A 17755-nucleotide genomic window follows, 5' to 3' on the forward strand; every position below is an offset into this window, starting at 1 on the left:
ATATGACACGCGGCTGAAACTGATTTCGCGTCTCACACCCCACCTGTGAAGTCTTCCTCCAAGGTGGACGGGGGGTAGGGGGTGAATGAAGGCACCCCCGCCCCCCGCTCCATGTTCTGGAAGCGGCCGGTGTGTGTAATCAGCCCGTCGCGCCGGGCTGCGCGGGCCTCGTGTCCGCCACGCGCTTGCCCACGCGGGCGCGCCGGGACTTGCCCAGCACGTGCGCCAGGTAGCGGCCGGTGTGGCTGGCCTGCACCTTGGCCACGCTCTCCGGGGTGCCCACGGCCAGCACCTGGCCTCCGCCGGCGCCGCCCTCGGGGCCCATGTCGATGAGCCAGTCCGCGCTCTTGATGACATCCAGGTTGTGCTCGATGACGAGCACGCTGTTGCCGGCGGCCACCAGCCGGTTGAGCACGGACAAGAGCTTGCGGATGTCCTCGAAGTGCAGGCCCGTGGTGGGCTCGTCCAGGATGTAGAGCGTGCGGCCGGTGGCCACGCGCGCCAGCTCGCGCGCCAGCTTGATGCGCTGGGCCTCGCCGCCGGACAGGGTGGGGGAGGGCTGTCCCAGGCGGATGTAGCCCAGGCCCACGTCGCCCAGCGTCTGCAGCACGCGCATGATGTCCTTGTGCGCGCCGAAGTGCTCCTGGGCCTCGCGCACGCTCATGTCGAGCGTCTCCGCGATGTTCTTGCCCTTGTAGCGCACGCGCAGCGTCGCCTCGTTGAAGCGCTTGCCGTTGCAGACCTCGCAGGGCACGTACACGTCCGCCAGGAAGTGCATCTCCACCAGCTTGACGCCGTCGCCCTCGCACGACTCGCAGCGGCCGCCCTTGATGTTGAAGCTGAAGCGGCCCGGCCCGTAGCCGAACGCGCGCGCCTCCGGCGTCATCGCGAACACCTCGCGGATGGCGTCGAACACCTTGGTGTACGTGGCGGGGTTGCTGCGCGGCGTGCGGCCGATGGGCCGCTGGTCGATGTCGATGACCTTGTCCAGGTGCTCGAAGCCCAGCACCGCCTTGTGCTTCCCGGGCGACTCGCGGCTGTCGTACAGGTGCCTGGCCAGGGCGGGGTAGAGGATCTCGTTGATGAGCGTGGACTTGCCCGCGCCGGACACGCCGGTGACGGCGGTGAAGATGCCCAGCGGAATCACCGCGTCCACGTCCCGGAGGTTGTTCTCCTTCGCGCCTTGAATCACCAGCTGGTGCTTGGGATTGGGCGCGCGGCGCTGCTCGGGGATTTCAATCTCCAGCCGCCCGGAGAGGTAGCCGCCGGTGAGGCTGTTCTCGTCCGCCATCACCTGCTTGGGCGTGCCCTGGGACACCACCTGGCCGCCCAGCTCCCCCGCGCCCGGGCCGAAGTCCACCAGCCAGTCCGCGTCCTCCATCGTCTCCTCGTCGTGCTCCACGACGATGACGGAGTTGCCCAAATCCCTCAGGCGCTTGAGCGTGGTGAGCAGCTTGCCGTTGTCGCGCTGGTGCAGGCCGATGGAGGGCTCGTCCAGGATGTAGATGACGCCCGTCAGCTCGCTGCCCATCTGCGACGCCAGCCGGATGCGCTGGCTCTCGCCGCCCGACAGCGTGGACGCGGTGCGGTCCAGCATCAGGTAGCCCAGGCCCACGTCGACCAGGAACGACAGGCGGCTGCGGATCTCCTTGAGCAGCTCGGTGGCGATCTTCCGCTCGTGCTCGGACAAGGCCAGCGCGCCCAGGAACGCGAGCGCGTCCGCGATGGTCAGCCGGCTCAGCTCGACAATCGAGTGCGCGTGGACCTTCACCGCGCGGCTCTCGGGGCGCAGGCGCTCGCCCTTGCAGGTGGGGCAGGGCTTGTTGCTGAAGTACTTCTGCAGCTCGGTGCGGCGGGCCTCGGACGTCGTCGTCTTGAAGTTGCGCATCATGCGCTCGACGAGTCCCTCCCACTCCATCTTGTACTTGCCGTTGTCGCCCCACTCGACGGTGAAGCTCTTGCCCTTGGCGCCGTTCATCAGCGTGTCGCGCTCGCGCTTCGACAGCTTCCCGTAGGGCACGTCCAGATCAATCTTGAACGCCTTCGACAGGCTCTCCACGAAGTCCGCCGTCCAGCCCTCGCCGCGGTTCATCCCGTTGGCCCAGGGCTCGATGGCGCCGTCGCGGATGCTGCGCGACGGGTCCGGCACGATGAGGTCCGGGTCCATCTCCGGCCGGGTGCCCAGGCCGTTGCAGTCCGTGCACATGCCCAGCGGGTTGTTGAAGGAGAACGACGCGGGCGTCAAATCCCCGAAGGAGATGCCGCAGGCGGGGCACGCGTTGAGCTCGCTCATCACCCGGTCGGCGCTCGCCGCGCCCGTCTCGTTGGTGATGATGAGCGTGCCCTTGCCCTCGCGCAGCGCGGTCTCCACCGAGTCCGTCAGCCGCGTCTTGATGTCCGCCTTGAGCACCAGCCGGTCGATGACCAGCTCGATGTCGTGCTTGGACTTCTTGTCCAGCTCGATGCGCTCCTCCAGGCTCTTGAGCGCCCCGTCGATGCGCGCGCGGGAGAAGCCGCGCTTCTGCGCCTCGGTGAGCAGGTCCTTGTGCTCGCCCTTGCGGTTCGTCACCAGCGGCGCCAGCACCTGGAGCTTGCTGCCCGAGGGCATCTTCAGGATTTCGTCGACAATCTGTTGCGCGCTCTGCTTGCCGACCTTGCGGCCGCAGTTGGGGCAGTGCTGCACGCCGATGGAGGCGTAGAGCACGCGCAGGTAGTCGTGCACCTCGGTGACGGTGCCCACCGTCGAGCGGGGGTTGTTGCTGGCCGCCTTCTGCTCGATGGAGATGGTGGGCGACAGGCCCCGGATGGTGTCGTACTTGGGCTTCTCCATCTGCCCCAGGAACTGACGGGCGTAGGCGGAGAGGCTCTCGACGTAGCGGCGCTGGCCTTCCGCGTAGAGCGTGTCGAAGGCGAGCGAGCTCTTGCCGGACCCGGAGACCCCCGTGAAGACGACCAGCTTCTTCTTGGGGATGTCCAGGGAGACGTTCTTGAGGTTGTGCTCCTTGGCGCCTCGGAGGGAGATGACGTCGGGCTCGGACATGATGGGCGGGCGATCTACCACTGAATAGGTGTTCCGGTAGTGGAAAAACCTGGAGAGGAGGGTGGATGGTCCTCAACGCGTGGCGTTGCGCGCCCACTCCCACCCGCGCCGGCCGCCCGAGCGGGCGACCCGGGGCCGCTGGAGCCCCGACCGGGATTCCGGTAGAGGGGCGCCTCCTCCTATGTCCTCTCGCTGGGTCCTCCCCGTGCGCTACCGCGGCACGCCGCTGCTCGTGTTCGCGAGCGTGCTGTTCGCGGTCATGGCGCTGTGCACCCGCCTGCTGGCCGGCCGCCTGTCCCCGGGGCAGGTGGCGTCCGGGCGCTTCGCCATCGGCCTGCTGTTCCTCGCGCTGTTCTTCCCGCTGATGCGGCGCAGGCCCCGCTTCGGGCGCGTCCACCTGTGGGCGCTGCGCGGCATCTTCGGCGGCGCGGCCGTCTACCTCTACTTCGTGGCGCTGGACCGGATGTCGGTGGGGCCCGCGGTGCTGCTCAACGCGTGCTGGCCCATCTACGCGGCCATCATCGGTTGGATGTTCCTGGGCGAGCGCGTGACGGGGGCGCTGCTGGCGGGCCTCGTGCTCACCACGGCGGGCGCGGGGCTGGTCATGTGGAGCACGGTGGCCCAGGACGTGTCGCTGACCCTGGGGCTGGGCGCGTGGGCGGGCATGGCGTCGGCGGTGCTGGGCGGCGCGGCCGTGGTGGTCATCCGCGCGCTCAGGCACGAGACGGACGCGGCCACGGTGTTCCTCTCCTTCTGTCTGTTCGGCCTGCTCTTCAGCCTGCCCTTCGCGCTCGCGGACTGGAGGCCGCTCGGCTGGGATGTCGTGCTTCCGCTGTTGGGCGTGGGGGTTTCCTCCGTGGTGGCGCAGATGGCCTTCACGTATGCCCTGGGCTACGTCACCGCGGTGGCCGGAGGGGTCGCCACCCAGTCGACGCCGGTCTTCTCGTGGGTGCTGGCGGCGGTGCTGTTGGATGAGGCCGTCTCGCCCCTGGCCGTGACGGGCGCCCTGGTGTGCATGGTGGGCGTCCTCTGGGGAACGGGCGTGCTGGAGCGTTGGCGCGCCCCGCAGTCGAAGCCCGCGCCCTGAGGCGCTCGGGTGCCCACGGCGGGCTGGTGGTTTGTCCCGACTGTCACCTGGCGTTCCTGAAGTAATTCCAGTCCCACCCGCCCCCAGGGAAACGTTCTTCCCACGGCGGAGAACCCCTTTTCCCAGCCACGCCCAAGAGTTGCCACGTTGGCCGGTGGACGTCTGTCGCCGCCATGCGTCGGGCACCTGGGTTGCAAAGCGCCCCCTCCGCCGGAATCGCGCGGGTGCGAGGCCGTGCGGAATCCGGGCTCGGGAGTCGTGGGGAGGCAGCAACGATGAGACGTCTGTTCTGGGTGGCGTGGGTGGCGGTGGCGTTGGTGGTGGGGACGGGATGTGAGCGCCCATCGTCGCAGCGGGCGAAGAGCGCCTTCGTGGTGCGCCCCGAGACCATCGACTTCGGCCCCGCCGCGCTGGGCCGCACCAAGAGCTTCAAGCTGAAGGTGACCAACGGCGGCCGCGCGTCCTACCGCGTGGAGGGCGCCACCTCCACCATCCCCAATGTCACGGTGCCGCCGTTCGAGCCCTTCACGCTGGGCGCCGGCGCCGAGCGCGAAATCGAGGTGCACTTCAAGCCCGAGGTCGAGGGCTCGGTGCAGGGCTCGCTGGAGCTCATCACGGACGCGGACGCCCAGGGGCAGGTGCCGGTGTCGGGCCGGGGCGTGAAGGCCTTCGTGGAGGTGCCGCTGACGGAGCTGGACTTCGGCAACGTGGCCATGGGCTTCGTGGAGATGCGCCAGGTGACGGTGAAGAACCCCTCCGACGTGGAGACGCCCTTGGCGGTGTCGGTGCAGGGCGCGGACCTGGACCAGTTCACCGCGGAGCACGGCGAGGCGCCCACGCTGGCGCCGGGCGAGGAGCGGGTGCTGTCGGTGGCCTTCGCGCCCCGGCGGCTGGGCGCGGCCGCGGCGGAGCTGCACATCGCCGTGTGCGACGGCTGCGAGCCGGCGGTGGTGCCGCTCAAGGGCATGGGCGTGGCGTCCAAGCTGGAGGTGACGCCGCTGCGGCTGGACTTCGGGCGCGTGGCGCTGGGCGCCAGCGCGGAGCAGTCCATCACCGTGCGCAACCAGGGCACCGAGTCCCTGCGCTGGTCCGGCGTGGAGCTGCAGCTCAACCCGGGCGGCGTGTACCGCGTGGTGAGCGAGCCCGTGCTCAGCGGCGGCCTCCTGGCGGCGGGCGCGAGCGTGGAGGTGCGCGTGGCCTTCACCCCGGTGGTGCTGGGGCGCGCGGGCGAGGGGCGCGTGGAGGTGGGCGTGCGCGAGCAGGGCTCCTCGGCGCCGGGCCCCAAGGTGTCGCTCGCGGGCGAGGGCGGCACGTCCTGCGTGGCGGTGAAGCCGCGTGACTTGGACTTCGGCGTGGTGGCCGAGGGCATGACGGCGACGCGGCCGGTGGAGGTCATCAACCGCTGCCGTGACAGCGTGCTCGTCAACAACCTGAACCTGACGACGGCGCAGGGGGGCTACTTCACCCTGGCGCAGGCGCCGGCCAGCGTGACGGTGCCCGCGGGCCAGTCCGCCTTCGTGGGCATCACCTTCAGCCCGCGTGTGGGCGCGGCGGGTCGGAGCGAGGGGCAGCTCGCGGTGAGCGTGCGCGCCGGGAGCACCACGTCCACGGAGGGCGTGACGCTCAAGGGCGAGGGGCGCGCCTTCAAGCCGTGCCAGTACTCGCTGCCGCAGCAGCTGAAGTTCGGGAAGGTGCCGGTGGGCGCGGAGGTGGGGCTGGGGGTGACGTTGCGCAACACCGGCACGGAGGCGTGCTACCTGGCGTCCATGCAGCTGGTGGCGGGCTCGGACCCGTCCTTCCTCGCGCAGTCGGTGCCCAACCACGTGCTCGAGCCGGGCCAGAAGGCCACGCTGGTGGTGCGCTTCAAGCCGGAGGAGGAGGGGCCCTTCGAGGGCCTCGCGGAGGCGTGGGTGAACCACCCGACGCTGGGGCACCCGCTGGTGTCGCTCGTGGGCGAGGGCGTGAAGGGCTGCTTCGCGCTGCAGCCGACGACGGTGGACTTCGGCGTCACCAAGCTGTCGTGTGGACCTCGCACCCGGGAGCTGGTCGCCATCAACGAGTGCATCGGCCCGGTGAAGGTGGCCGGGATGACGCTGGAGCAGGCGGGCGAGGAGTTCTCGGTGGAGTCGGCGAGCGCCTTCCCGTCCTCGATTGCCGCGGGCGGGCGGGTGAAGCTGACGGCGCGCTACACGCCGACGGACGACGGCGACGACGCGGCGGCGGTGCGCTTCCGGCTGGAGGATGGGAGCGAGTACACGGCGGGCCTGTTGGGCCGGGGCGTGACGAAGGCGGAGCAGACGGACCGCTTCTTCCAGGAGTCGAAGGCGAAGGTGGACGTGCTCTTCGTGGTGGATAACTCGGGCTCGATGATGGAGGAGCAGCAGAGCCTGGGGCAGAACTTCGCGGCCTTCCTGAGCGCGGCGAGCGCGGCGGCGGTGGACTACCGCATCGGCGTCACCACGACGGGCCTGGATGAGTCCCCGGGCGGCTGGTCCGAGTGCCCGGGCGGCGCGCAGGGCGGCGAGAACGGCCGCCTGTTCCCGGTGGACGGCTCGCGCCCCCGCATCATCACGCCGGACACGCCCAACGCGGCCGCGGTGTTCGCGGACAACACCCGCGTGGGCGTGTGTCACTGGAACGAGCAGGGCCTGGACGCGGCGCACCGCGCCCTGTCGGACCCGCTGCTCTACAACCTGGATGACGCCCGCACGCCGCTGCCCAACGACGGCAACGGCGGGTTCCTGCGCGAGGACGCGAAGCTGGCCATCATCTTCCTGTCGGACGAGGAGGACTTCAGCTCGCAGCCGGTGTCCTTCTACGAGACGTACTTCCTGGCGCTGAAGGGCAACGACAAGGCGAAGCTCAGCATCAACGCGATTGTCGGCCCCATGGACCTGGCCACCTGCCCCACGTCGAGCAGCGCCGGCAGCCGCTACATCCAGCTGGCGAACACCACGGGCGGCGTGGTGGAGAGCATCTGCACGCCCAACTGGGCCGCGTCCCTGGAGAAGCTCTCCAACAGCGCCTTCGGCCCCAACCGCAAGTTCCCCCTGTCCGAGGAGCCCGCGGACACCACGCGAATCGTGGTCCACGTGGACGGCGTGCAGGTGCTGTCGGGCTGGGAGTACGACGCGCGCACCAACAGCATCATCTTCGACCGGGACTCCGCTCCCGCGCCGGGCTCGCTGGTGGAGGTGACGTACCCGCTGGGCTGCAACTAGCGCTCACGTGAGTCCCAGGTGTGACGGCGCCGCGCTTCTCCTCGGAGGGGCGCGGCGTTTGTCTGTGATTGATTCTGGCGAGTGCTTCCTTCATGGCTGCGTTGAGCTGAAGTGTGGGTTTTCTGTCAGCCTTGCGTCCCATGGGGCGGGGATGACTCGACAGGGTGGATGCGCGGGTGCAGCCTTCCGGGGTGATGCCGGAGCCCCTCCTGGTTGCCGCCCTGGGTGACGTCCACGGTCGCTTCCACCGCGTGGAGACGTGGTTGGACGCGCTGGAGCAGTCGCGTGGTCGGCCGGTGTCGATGGTGCTCGCGGTGGGGGACGTGGAGGCGTTCCGCCGCGCGGATGACCATCGGCGCAAGGCCGCCAAGCGGACCATGCCCGCGGAGTTCGCCGAGTACGCGGACGGCGTCCGCCGCGTGAAGCGGCCCCTGTACTTCATCGGCGGCAACAACGAGGACTTCGAGGCGCTGCACGACTTCCAGGACGGGGGCGAGCTGGCGCCGGGCGTCACCTACCTGGGCCGCGCCGGCGTGCGCGAACTCTCCGGGCTGCGCGTGGGCTTCCTGTCCGGCATCCACGCGCCGCGCTTCATCGACCAGCCCTTGAAGCGCCCCGTCACGCAGGACCTGATGAAGCAGGCGGGCTACTTCCGCACCGCGGAGGTGGAGCGGGTGATGTCGCTCAGGGACGTGGACCTGATGCTCGTGCACGAGTGGCCCCGGGGCATCGTCCAGCGCGCGCGGGAGGAGAACCCCTCGCCGCCCCGGCCCTTGCCCTCGTACTGGATTGGCAATGGCGTGACGCGCCGCCTGGTGGACACGGTGCAGCCGAAGTGGCTCTTGTGTGGACACTCGCACAAGGCCTTCGCGGTGACGCTGGAGGGCGCGGGCCGCCCCGCGACGCGCATCGCCTGCCTGGACCAGGCCACGCGCCCCGAGGAGTCCGTCTTCTGGCTGGAGTACGAGGGCCGGGAGGTCGTGCGCGTCGGCTGGGGGGTGTCCGGCGCCGTCGCCTGGGAGCCGGGGCGCCGCTGGGATTTGTCCCGGCTGCCCGTCGTGGAGGGAGGGCACGACGGCGACGAGGCTCCCGCGGGCGTGATGTAGCGCGGCTCAGGGCTGGCCGGGCTCCCAGTGCTCGAGCAGCGCGTCCGCGTCCGGTGTGAGCAGGGCGCTGGCGGACGGAGGCGGCGCGGTGGGCCGCACGAGCCTGCGTCGCACGGTGGCGTCCAGGAACCTGCGCGTCACGTCCGCCGTCGTGGCCCAGCCCCGGGCCACCGCCTTCGCCGTCTCCGCCGACACCACCCCCGGCGCCAGTGTGGCGGCGGCGCCCACGCTGGTGAAGCCCACGTGGCGCATGCCGGGGATTCGAACCATCCACCGATGCGCGCCGCGCAGCGACTCGAGCAGCTCGAAGTCGGGCACCACCACGGCGTCGTCCTCCTGGAACAGGTGCAGCAGGGGGACCTGGACCCGCTCCGGCTGGAAGTCCGGCAGGCCCTTCAACCACTCCTTGCCGCGCCGGGTCCCGATGCCCCCATCCAGGCTCACCAGCGCGCCCGCCTCGGGATGCGCGAGCGCGAACAGGAAGGCCGCGCGAGCACCCAGGCTGTGCCCGATGACGGCCACGCGCGAGGTGTCGATGCGCGCATCCGCGTGGAGCACGCGCAGCGCGCGCTCCAGCTCCCGCGCCTGCCGTCTCGCGGTGGCGAGCACGTCGACGAGCGGCCCGGGCGGCTCTGCGCGAGTGGGCGAGGGCGTGGTGGCCACCACGTAGCCGTGGCTCGCCAGGTACTCGGCCAGCACGGCCTGATGGTGGGCGGAGTGGTGCCGGCCCTGCGCCACCAGCACGAGCGGGAAGCGTCCCGGCGCGGGCGGCGCGTGGGGCGTGGCCGTCATGGGCGTGTCGAGCCACGCGGCGGTGCTCTCCTCGGGCACGCCCAGGTCGATGAGCTGCTGCTCGTAGAGGGTGACGGCCTGGGTGGCGCGCGCCTCGTCGCGAGGCGTCTCGGGTTCGGACTCGAAGCCCATGAGGCCCACGTAGTCGCGATAGTGCAGGCGCGTCGCCGCGTCGCTCTCCCGCGTCGGGTACCAGACCGTGAGCTGGAGCGCCGAGGGGTCCTCCGGCGTGGCGGCGATGGCCTGCACGCGCATCCCGACGCTCCAATGCCCCGCCTCCACCGGGCCCCAGATGGGCGGCGCGGTGATGAAGGGTTGGGGCGGCACGAGCAGGTAGCTGGGCGCGAAGCGGCTCGCGGAGTTGCAGCCGGCGACGAGCACCAGCGCCAGCACGCCCGCGCGCCACGCCCGCCCGAGACGCCCGCGGATGGCGGGCCTCAGAACACGCCCGAGAAGCCAGCCATGCGCGCGCCGGCGACGGGCATCAGCCGGGCGGCGGTCGGGGAGCGGCGCGCGGCGCTGGACTCCACGCCGCCGGTCCGGCCATGCAACAGCAGGGGCACCGCGACGCCGAAGGCCGCGCCCATCACGGCGCCCGTGGCCACGTCGGTGAGGTAGTGCTTGTCGGCGCCCATGCGCAGCAGTCCCACGGAGGTGGCGAGCGGCAGTCCCACGGCCCAGATCCACGCCTGGTTCTCGTAGCCGCGCAGCGCGGCCACCGTGCCCGCGGACACCACCAGCGAGAAGGCCAGGTTGGTGTGCCCGCTGTAGAAGGACAGGTTGTTGTCGCTGGGTTGGTCGGTGAGGCGCTTCTGGTCCTCGGGCAGCACGTGGACGAAGGGGCGCTCACGGCCGACCAGGAACTTCACCGTCTGGTTCGCGAGCGTCGCCAGCATGGCGCTCTCCAGGATGATGGTCGCGTCCTGCGCGAAGAACCGGTTCGGGCTGTCCGAGCCTCGCCCCACCGCGTACTGCAGACCCATGACCCCGGCGGGCAGCACGCCGAAGCCGATGATGTTGCTCCAGTGCCCCGCGCGGTGCCGGGACGCCTCCGTGTTCCCCGCGAGTCCCCGGCCCCAGCGGTCCAATTGGTTGAGTCGGTCCGTCCCGTCCGGCGCCCGGTCACACCAGCGGCATGTCGCGGGCGCCAGGTCGCTCTTGAAGAGCACCTCGCTCGAAATCCAGAGCACGGCGGCCGAGCCGGTGATGACGCCGTCGCGGGCCCAGTCGAACTTCAGCTCGTGCAGACGAGGGGCGTCCTCCGCGGGCTGGGCCAGGGCCGGAGTCAGCGGAAAGAGCGCGAGGATCGCAGTGAGTGCGAGAATGGGAAAGGACGGGCGCACGGCGCGCAGCATAGGGCGACGCTGGCGCGGCGCGAAGGGTTTGACTACAAGCGTCCGACTCCCATTCGCATCCGAGGCTTCATCGTGAGTACGCACCCCGTCGACCTGACGGCCGAGACCTTCGAACAGATGACTGGCAAGCCAGGGTTGGTCCTGGTGGACTTCTGGGCGGAGTGGTGTGGCCCGTGCCGCAACTTCGCGCCGACCTATGCCACCACCGCGGAGAAGCACCCGGACGTCGTGTTCGGCAAGGTGGACACGGAGGCGCAGCAGGAGCTGTCGGGCCGGTTCCAGATCCAGTCCATCCCCACGCTGATGGCGTTCAAGGATGGCACGGTGGTGCACCGCTCCAGTGGAGCCATGTCGCCGGGCCGGCTGGACGCGCTGGTCAAGTCGCTCAAGACGCTGGACGTCGCCTACGCGAAGCAGGCCGAGGAGAACAAGAAGCTGACCGAGCAGGGCATCGTCCCGCCCGGCGTGCACCCCGAGGCGACGTGGGACGAGGGCGACAGCGAATGGGTGTACGGCGCCACGGACCCCAAGGGGCGCAAGCAGGGGCCCTACAAGTACTGGCGCGCGGACGGCACGCTCTGCAACGAGTGCAGCTTCGAGAACGACAAGCCCCACGGCCCCTTCAAGCGCTTCCACGAGAGCGGTGAGGTCTCCCAGGACGGCGACTTCGTGAAGGGGGAGCTTCACGGGCCGCGCACCTGGTACGCGTCCGAGAAGTTCACCACGGAGCGCATGCACGAGAACGGCGTCTCCACGCTCGTTCGCAAGACGGTGATGGTGTACGAGCACGGCCGCGTCACCGGCGTGACGCACTATGACGGCCAGGACCGCCGCGTGGTGCCGTCCACCGGCGAGCCGTACCCCGACCGTCCCGAGGGAATCCCGCTGGAGGCGGAGCTTCGCGAGGACCTGAACCAGTGGTCCCACGTCGAGCTGAACACCGACGGCGAGCGCCACGGGCTCGCGCGCTTCTGGCTCCAGGACGGCCAGCTGTTGTGGGAGGGCGAGTTCGTCGAGGGGCAGCGCCACGGCGCCTATCGCTCGCTGGCGAAGGACGAGTACCTGGACCCGCGTGTCAGGTTCGACGAGGGCCGGTACGAGCAGGACGTGGCCTGTGGGATGTGGACGCTGCTGGACGCGGACCGGCAGGTGGTGTTGACGCGGGACCTGGGCGTCGCGCAGCAGGAGGCGGAGCTGTCGGCGTCGCCGGTCTTCTCCAACGTGCCCCGGAGCGCGGAGGCCTGGCGTGAGTACGCGGCCACGTGCGTGGCGGCGCGCAAGCACCGCGAGGCGCTCCTGGCGCTGGCGCGCTCGGTGGCGATGGACCAGCAGGTGGCGCCGTTCCTCGAGTTGATGGAGCGCGTGGCGCTGCCGAGGACGCCGGACAACGCGAAGGCCACGGCGGGCGAGGCGCTGCAGAACGCGGCGGACTCCAGCTCGGCGCTGGCGGAGACGCTGGTGCGCGGTGGTGACGCGGGCATGCTGCTGCGGGCCCATGCGGTGCGGCTGGACCAGCTGGACCGGCCGAGGGCGGCGCTGGACTTCGTGAACGCGGCGCTGCTGGTCGCTCCGGAGCGCACGGCGTTCCTCTTCACCCGAGGCCTCGTCCTGTTGAACATGGGCATGGACGCACACGCGTTGAAGGACGCGGAGGCGCTGGCGAAGGCGGAGCCGGGGACGGCCACGTTCCTGGGGACGTACGCGCGGGCGCTGTTCCCGGTGTTCGACTTCTGGCCGGCGAAGCAGAAGCCGGTGTCGACCTACGAGGACCTGCCGGAGAAGCCCGCGCAGACGCTCGACGCCATCGTGCGCATCGTCCAGAAGTACGCCACGCGGCTGCAGCTCGTCCGCGCCGCGCTGCTGGGGCGCTTCAAGCCCGGCGCCGTGCTGCCGTGGATGCCGCCGGACGTGTCCGCCCTGTTGCCTGCGGGGCCGGTGGAGCTGGCCGAGGAGGAGGTGGAGGTTGGGGAGGACTCGGTCTCCGTCGACGAGACGCTGAGCGTGGCGGGCATGGGCCTGCCGGACCTCATCCGGCTGGCGCGTGGAGACTGGAACGCGCTCACGTGGCTGTTGTGGGCCTGTGGGGAGTCGAAGGTGGTGCTGCCGAAGAAGGTGGCGCCTCCGGCGGACTTCGGACAGGCGGCGGGCATGTCGAGCCAGCGACACTGGCGGGTGCGGGACCGCAAGGTGACGGGCGGCCGTGGCGCGCAGGCGTCGGGCGCGGCGGGCTTCGAGTTCGCGGGCGTGGAGATCGACGCCCTGCACCCGAACCTCCTGGGCATCGCGGAGCAGCACTACGCGGAGATGCAGGCGATGTTCTATTGGCTGACGGACAGCCACAACGTTTCGCCCTGGCAGGACAACCTGAGGGGGAGCTGAGCCATGAACCGCACGCCTCGACAGGTCGAGATCGCCGACCCGCTGTGGAAGGCGCTGGAGACGATGAGCCGCGAGATGGGCGTGGACCGCGATGTCCTCGTCAATCAGGCGCTCTTCTCGCTCGCGCGGCAGTTCGGGTTCATCCAGCCCACGCAGGTGAGCCTCACCGAGACGGGCAGCGCGCCGGCCGTGGTGGCCGCGCCTGTGGTCGCGCGGATGCCCGTGGCGACGCCAGCGGCAGTGGCGACGCCCGCGGTCAGCGCCCCCGTCTCAGTGCCCGCGGTGACTGCTGCTCCAGCGGCAGCGGAGCCGGTGGCCACACCTCCCGCGACGGTGCCTCCGATGAAGGCACCTGCCTCCGCGAAGGTCGCGGACGTGGCCAATGAGTCCGCTGAGGTAGAGGCTCCGAAGGGCGCCGAGTCCGAAGCGGTCGCCGAGCGTGTTCGCGAAGTAGTGCGCGCCGTGGACCAGTCGGTGGAGGTTCAGCCGCCTCCGGTCGTCGCGCTCGCGGACACCGACGAAGAAGAGTCCAAGACCGGGGAGCACGAAGGAACTCCCGGGGCCGAAGACGCGGAGGGTGCCGAGGCGAAGGCCGCCGGAAGCGCCAAGGACTCCGACGACGAGGAAGCGGAGGGTTCCGAGGACTCCGAGGACGAGCCCGCCACGGAGAAGGAGCCCACGGTCGACGAGGCCGAACTGCGCGAAGCTGTCGCCGCGCGCGTCCGAGACATCGTGGGTGACGTCGACCGTCTGGTCGAGCCCGTCGACGCGAAGCCCGATGACGACTCGGATGACGATGCCGACGAGGACTCGGACGACGACTCGGATGACGATGCCGACGAGGACTCGGACGATGGTTCCGATGACGACTCGGACGACGATTCCGATGAGGACTCGGACGATGACGAGGACTCGGATGGCGACGCGGATGAGAAGGACTCCGGCGACGACGATTCCGACGAGGACTCGGATGGCGACGCGGATGAGAAGGACTCCGGCGACGACGATTCCGACGAGGACTCGGACGACGATTCCGATGCGGACGGGGATTCGGACGACGATTCCGATGCAGACGAGGATGCGAAGCCGGCCGCAGGCAAGGCGGCGGCAGGCAAGCCAATCCCAGCCAATGCAATCGCAGGCAAGGCCGCGGTCGGCAAGCCCGCCGTCGGCAAGGCGGCAGCAGCTTCCGCCGAGCCAGCGTTCGTGGACGAAGACTCCTCCGACCTGGTGACGGAGGCGAAGCCCGAGCCGAAGGCGCCGGCGGGCAAGCCGGACAAGACCATCATCGTGCAGGCTCCGCCGGAGCTGAAGGTGCACGTGAAGCTCGACGATGGCGAGCCGGTGCTGGTCGCTCGCGAGCGGTTCATCATCGGCCGGGGTCCCAGCGCGGACCTGATGGTGAAGTCCGCCAGGGTCTCGCGTGAGCACGCGGTGATCCTGCGCGACGGCGACGAGGTCTTCATCGAGGACCTCAAGTCCTCGAACGGCACCTGGTTCGACAACACGCGCATCGCGCGCCGTCAGGTCTCCGATGGCGAGGAGTACCTGCTGGGCGGCATCCGCATCACCTTCTCGCTGACCACCGAGTCGTAACGCGGCCCCTCTCCGCCTCCACGGACGTCACGTCCGTGGAGGCGGTGTCAGCGGGGAAGGGGCAGCGAGGCGACCCAGAAGACCTGGGGCAATGCGGCCTCCGGACCTCGAAGGATGCGGTCGCGGAGTCTCGCTTCGGTGACCCAGACCGTCCCCTCGTCGGACACGGTGAGATTCACCGGGGACTCCATCCCCGATGCGAGCACCTCCAGGACCTTCGCGCCCCGGGACTTGCCCAGGACGTCGATACGGACGAGCCGCCCGTCGCCGCTCTGTGTCGCGCCCTCGACGAGCAGCAGGCGTCCGTCTGGCGCGAAGCGCATGCCGTCCGGATTCTCCAGGCGGCGCGGCAGCGAGACTTCACGGACGCTCGGACCCTGTCCCCTGGCTCCAGGACGAATCACGAAGAGCCGACCTGGGCCGAAGGTGTTGATGACGAGCGTGCTTCCATCGGGCGCGAGCGCGATCCCCGCTGGCCCCACCGCGCTCATCCCGGGGCCGCGAGCGCTGAAGCGTGGATCCATCACCCATGTCTCCCACGCCTCGCTGTCGGGCCGCAGGTACAGCACGGCGGCGCGGTGGCTATCCGTGACATACAGGCCGCCATCCGGAGCCACGGCGAGGTCATTGCCGAGCGCGCCCGCGGGAAGCGGGATGACCTTGAGCAGCGCGCCCGAGCGAGCGTCGAGCGCGAAGACGCGAGCCCCCCGTCCACCCGCGACGCCCTGGGGTCTCAGCAGTCCCATGGCGTCGGGAGACGTCCCCCACAGCAGGTTTCGAGGCGCGTCCAGACGGAGGCTCGTCACGGAGAACACCTGCTCGGAGCCCGGAAAGAACTCCGTCCAGTCACCGCCAGCGACACGTCGGAGCACCCGGCCATCCGCCACGGAGCCGACATAGAGCGTCCCCTGGTCATCCACGGCGATGCCGTTGGGCACCGTGAAGCCCGAGGGGAGCGACATGCGCTCGAAGCCATGCGGGCCGGGCGTGGTGCTCGCGGAGGCGGGTGTCACGGCACCCGAAGCGCGGGCCTTCGAGTGCGGCGGGGTCGCGGGGGAGGTGATGAGCAGCAGCGTCGACAAGACACTCGCGAGCGGCAGTGGGCACATGAGATGGACTCCCAGGAGGACGCGTGGTGCATAGCCCGCGAGCGACCCGGCATCATCGGGGCGCCGGGCACGACACTCGTGCGCGAGATGCAACAATCGGAGGGAGGCGTGGAGCGCTTGGAGTTGAGAGATCGGCTGGAGGACATGCTGGCCTTTTCGGCCGTGGCGCGCGCGCTGAGCTTCGCGGACGCGGCTCGGGAGCTGCGGGTGAGCGCGTCCACGCTGAGTCGACGGGTCGCTCGGTTGGAGGCCGCGCTCGGCGCCGCGTTGTTGAGACGCACGACGCGCCGGGTCTCCCTCACGGAGGCGGGCGCCCTGTATCTGGAGCGATGCACGGATGTCCTCCAGCGCCTCGAAGAGGCGGATGCCCTGGTGTCCGGCTACGGAGGAGCGCCGAGAGGGCGGCTGCGCGTGGCCGTGCCCAATCTCTTCGGTCAGCGTCAAATCGCGCCGCTCGTTCCGGACTTCATGCGCCGCTATCCGCGCATCACGTTGGAGCTCTCCTTCCAGGACCGCTACGTCAACCTCGTCGAGGAGGAGTTCGATGTGGCCATTCGGATTGGCGCGCTGCCGGACTCGAGCCTCGTGGCTCGACGGCTGGCGACGATTCGTCGATTCCTGGTGGCGGCTCCGCGCTATCCGAGGGGCCGCGAGGCGCTGGCCCAGCCCGCTGACCTCGCGTCGCATCCGTGTCTCCAGTTCTCCCATTTCCAGGACGGAGAGACGTGGACCCTGGTGCGTGGCGTGGAGCGGACCACCGTGCGCATCCATCCCGTCTTGCGCACGGACAACGCGGAGGCGCTGCGGCTGGCCGCGCTCGGCGGTTGTGGTGTCGCGGCGCTCGCCACGTTCCTGGTGGATGAGGACCTGCGGACGGGCCGGCTCATCCGCATGCTGGAGGACTGGGCCCTGCCGGAGGTGGGCCTGTTCGCCGTGCATCCTCCCAGCAGACTGGTGGCGCCCAAGGCGCGTGTGTTCGTCGACTTCCTCGCGGAGCGACTGGCGGGTGAACCCTGGGAGCGCTCGGGAGCAAAGAGGCTCCGTCGGGCGCGGAAGCAAGGGGTTGCCGGCGGGGTGTCGCTGCGGCAGCGTGGCGTGGAATGAATCGCGAGCCTCAGGCTTCGGAGCCGATTGCCATGGACCTCGTTCCCGCGTCCGAGGGGTCTTTCCTGTCGCTGTCCACGCTGTTCGCGCGCGCCTTCGAGGGCTACTTCGTCCCGGTGCCCGATGCGCCGCAAGCCTTCGATGCGCGCGTGCGAAGCGAGCACATCTCGTTGACGGAGAGCCGGGTCGCTCGCGTGGGTGGTGAGGCGGTGGGGCTCGTGCTGATGGCGCGACGGGGCAACGTCAGCCGGGTCGCGGGCATGGGCATCGTTCCCAGCCGAAGAGGGCAGGGCCTGGGCGGCGAGATGCTGCGTCCCTTGCTGGACTCCGCACGAGCGCGCGGAGATGCGCGGATGGTGCTCGAGGTCATCGAGCAGAACGCGCCCGCGGTGAAGCTCTACGAGCGCCTGGGCTTCCGACGCATGCGGCGACTGGTGGGCTTCACGGGGACGCCGACGCCAGAGCCCGGAGCGCTGGAGGAAGTGGACCCGCGCGAGTGTGCGAAGCTCCTGCCCGCGGGCCTGCCATGGCAGCTCGACGCGGCGACGGTGATGGGCTTGTCGTCCCCGGCGAAGGCCTTCCGACTCGGTCCCGCCTTCGCGGTGGTGGCGGATGTCGCCGCGCCCACGCTCGGTCTGCGCTCGCTGGTGGTGGAGCCCTCGGCCCGAGGAAAGGGCGCCGGGAGGAGGCTGCTGAGGGCCCTGGCCGCCGCGCATCCCGGCAAGCCCCTGGCGGTGAGCGCCATCGTCCCCGAGGGCCTGTGTGACCGCTTCTTCCTGGGCGAGGGCTTCACCTACCCGGCGCTCTCGCAGCTCGAACTGGCGCACACCTTCTGACGCGCACCCGCTCCAGGGCGCAAGGGCCACCCGGAAGCTCCAGGGCTTCTGGGTAAGCCGGTCAAGGAGGTCCGGTTCGCGGGCCAACCGTGGGAAACAGGTGGGCAGGCAGGCGGGCTCACGAACACAC

The 17755-nt window shown here is 70.3% G+C and carries 11 protein-coding genes; 7 read left to right on the forward strand and 4 right to left on the reverse strand.

Going from position 1 to position 17755, the window contains the following annotated elements:
• Nucleotides 1-139: 139 nt before the first annotated feature.
• Nucleotides 140-3040: an excinuclease ABC subunit UvrA gene (uvrA, locus tag AC6JA9_RS15985; RefSeq protein ID WP_223746725.1), complete on the reverse strand. Its 2901-nt coding sequence runs from the start codon at nucleotides 3038-3040 to the stop codon at nucleotides 140-142.
• 181 nt (nucleotides 3041-3221) lie between these two features.
• Here uvrA and AC6JA9_RS15990 point away from each other — a divergent pair, with 181 nt between their 5' ends.
• The 3 genes from AC6JA9_RS15990 (at nucleotide 3222) to AC6JA9_RS16000 (ending at nucleotide 8454) form a co-directional block, all read left to right on the forward strand.
• Entirely contained in the window at nucleotides 3222-4127 is a 906-nt protein-coding gene (locus AC6JA9_RS15990; RefSeq protein WP_408890868.1) for a DMT family transporter, read from the forward strand.
• 275 nt (nucleotides 4128-4402) lie between these two features.
• Nucleotides 4403-7348: a choice-of-anchor D domain-containing protein gene (locus AC6JA9_RS15995; RefSeq protein ID WP_426746883.1), complete on the forward strand. Its 2946-nt coding sequence runs from the start codon at nucleotides 4403-4405 to the stop codon at nucleotides 7346-7348.
• A 194-nt stretch (nucleotides 7349-7542) separates the two neighbouring features.
• Nucleotides 7543-8454: a metallophosphoesterase gene (locus AC6JA9_RS16000; protein ID WP_223746915.1), complete on the forward strand. Its 912-nt coding sequence runs from the start codon at nucleotides 7543-7545 to the stop codon at nucleotides 8452-8454.
• Nucleotides 8455-8460: 6 nt separating this feature from the next.
• Here the strand turns inward: AC6JA9_RS16000 and AC6JA9_RS16005 are convergent, their stop codons facing one another.
• A complete protein-coding gene (locus tag AC6JA9_RS16005; RefSeq protein ID WP_473566936.1) occupies nucleotides 8461-9639 on the reverse strand; it encodes a dienelactone hydrolase family protein in 1179 nt (392 codons plus the stop codon).
• Nucleotides 9640-9683: 44 nt separating this feature from the next.
• Complete coding sequence (locus AC6JA9_RS16010) at nucleotides 9684-10601, reverse strand: phosphatase PAP2 family protein (RefSeq protein WP_223746728.1); 918 nt, start codon at nucleotides 10599-10601, stop codon at nucleotides 9684-9686.
• Between the two features lie 72 nt (nucleotides 10602-10673).
• Here AC6JA9_RS16010 and trxA point away from each other — a divergent pair, with 72 nt between their 5' ends.
• Nucleotides 10674-12980: a thioredoxin gene (trxA, locus tag AC6JA9_RS16015; protein WP_497960058.1), complete on the forward strand. Its 2307-nt coding sequence runs from the start codon at nucleotides 10674-10676 to the stop codon at nucleotides 12978-12980.
• Between the two features lie 3 nt (nucleotides 12981-12983).
• Nucleotides 12984-14576 (forward strand): FHA domain-containing protein, encoded by a 1593-nt coding sequence (locus AC6JA9_RS16020; RefSeq protein ID WP_497960059.1) that lies wholly within the window; start codon nucleotides 12984-12986, stop codon nucleotides 14574-14576.
• Nucleotides 14577-14623: 47 nt separating this feature from the next.
• Here AC6JA9_RS16020 and AC6JA9_RS16025 read toward each other — a convergent pair whose 3' ends face one another.
• Nucleotides 14624-15685 (reverse strand): SMP-30/gluconolactonase/LRE family protein, encoded by a 1062-nt coding sequence (locus tag AC6JA9_RS16025; RefSeq protein WP_408890864.1) that lies wholly within the window; start codon nucleotides 15683-15685, stop codon nucleotides 14624-14626.
• Nucleotides 15686-15793: 108 nt separating this feature from the next.
• On the opposite strand from AC6JA9_RS16025, the gene AC6JA9_RS16030 reads away from it, so the two are divergent.
• Both AC6JA9_RS16030 and AC6JA9_RS16035 read left to right on the forward strand, forming a co-directional pair.
• A complete protein-coding gene (locus tag AC6JA9_RS16030) occupies nucleotides 15794-16789 on the forward strand; it encodes a LysR family transcriptional regulator (RefSeq protein WP_497960061.1) in 996 nt (331 codons plus the stop codon).
• Between the two features lie 32 nt (nucleotides 16790-16821).
• A complete protein-coding gene (locus AC6JA9_RS16035) occupies nucleotides 16822-17625 on the forward strand; it encodes a GNAT family N-acetyltransferase (RefSeq protein ID WP_223746734.1) in 804 nt (267 codons plus the stop codon).
• Nucleotides 17626-17755: the final 130 nt, after the last annotated feature.

This window comes from Myxococcus sp. MH1 (genome assembly GCF_059738865.1).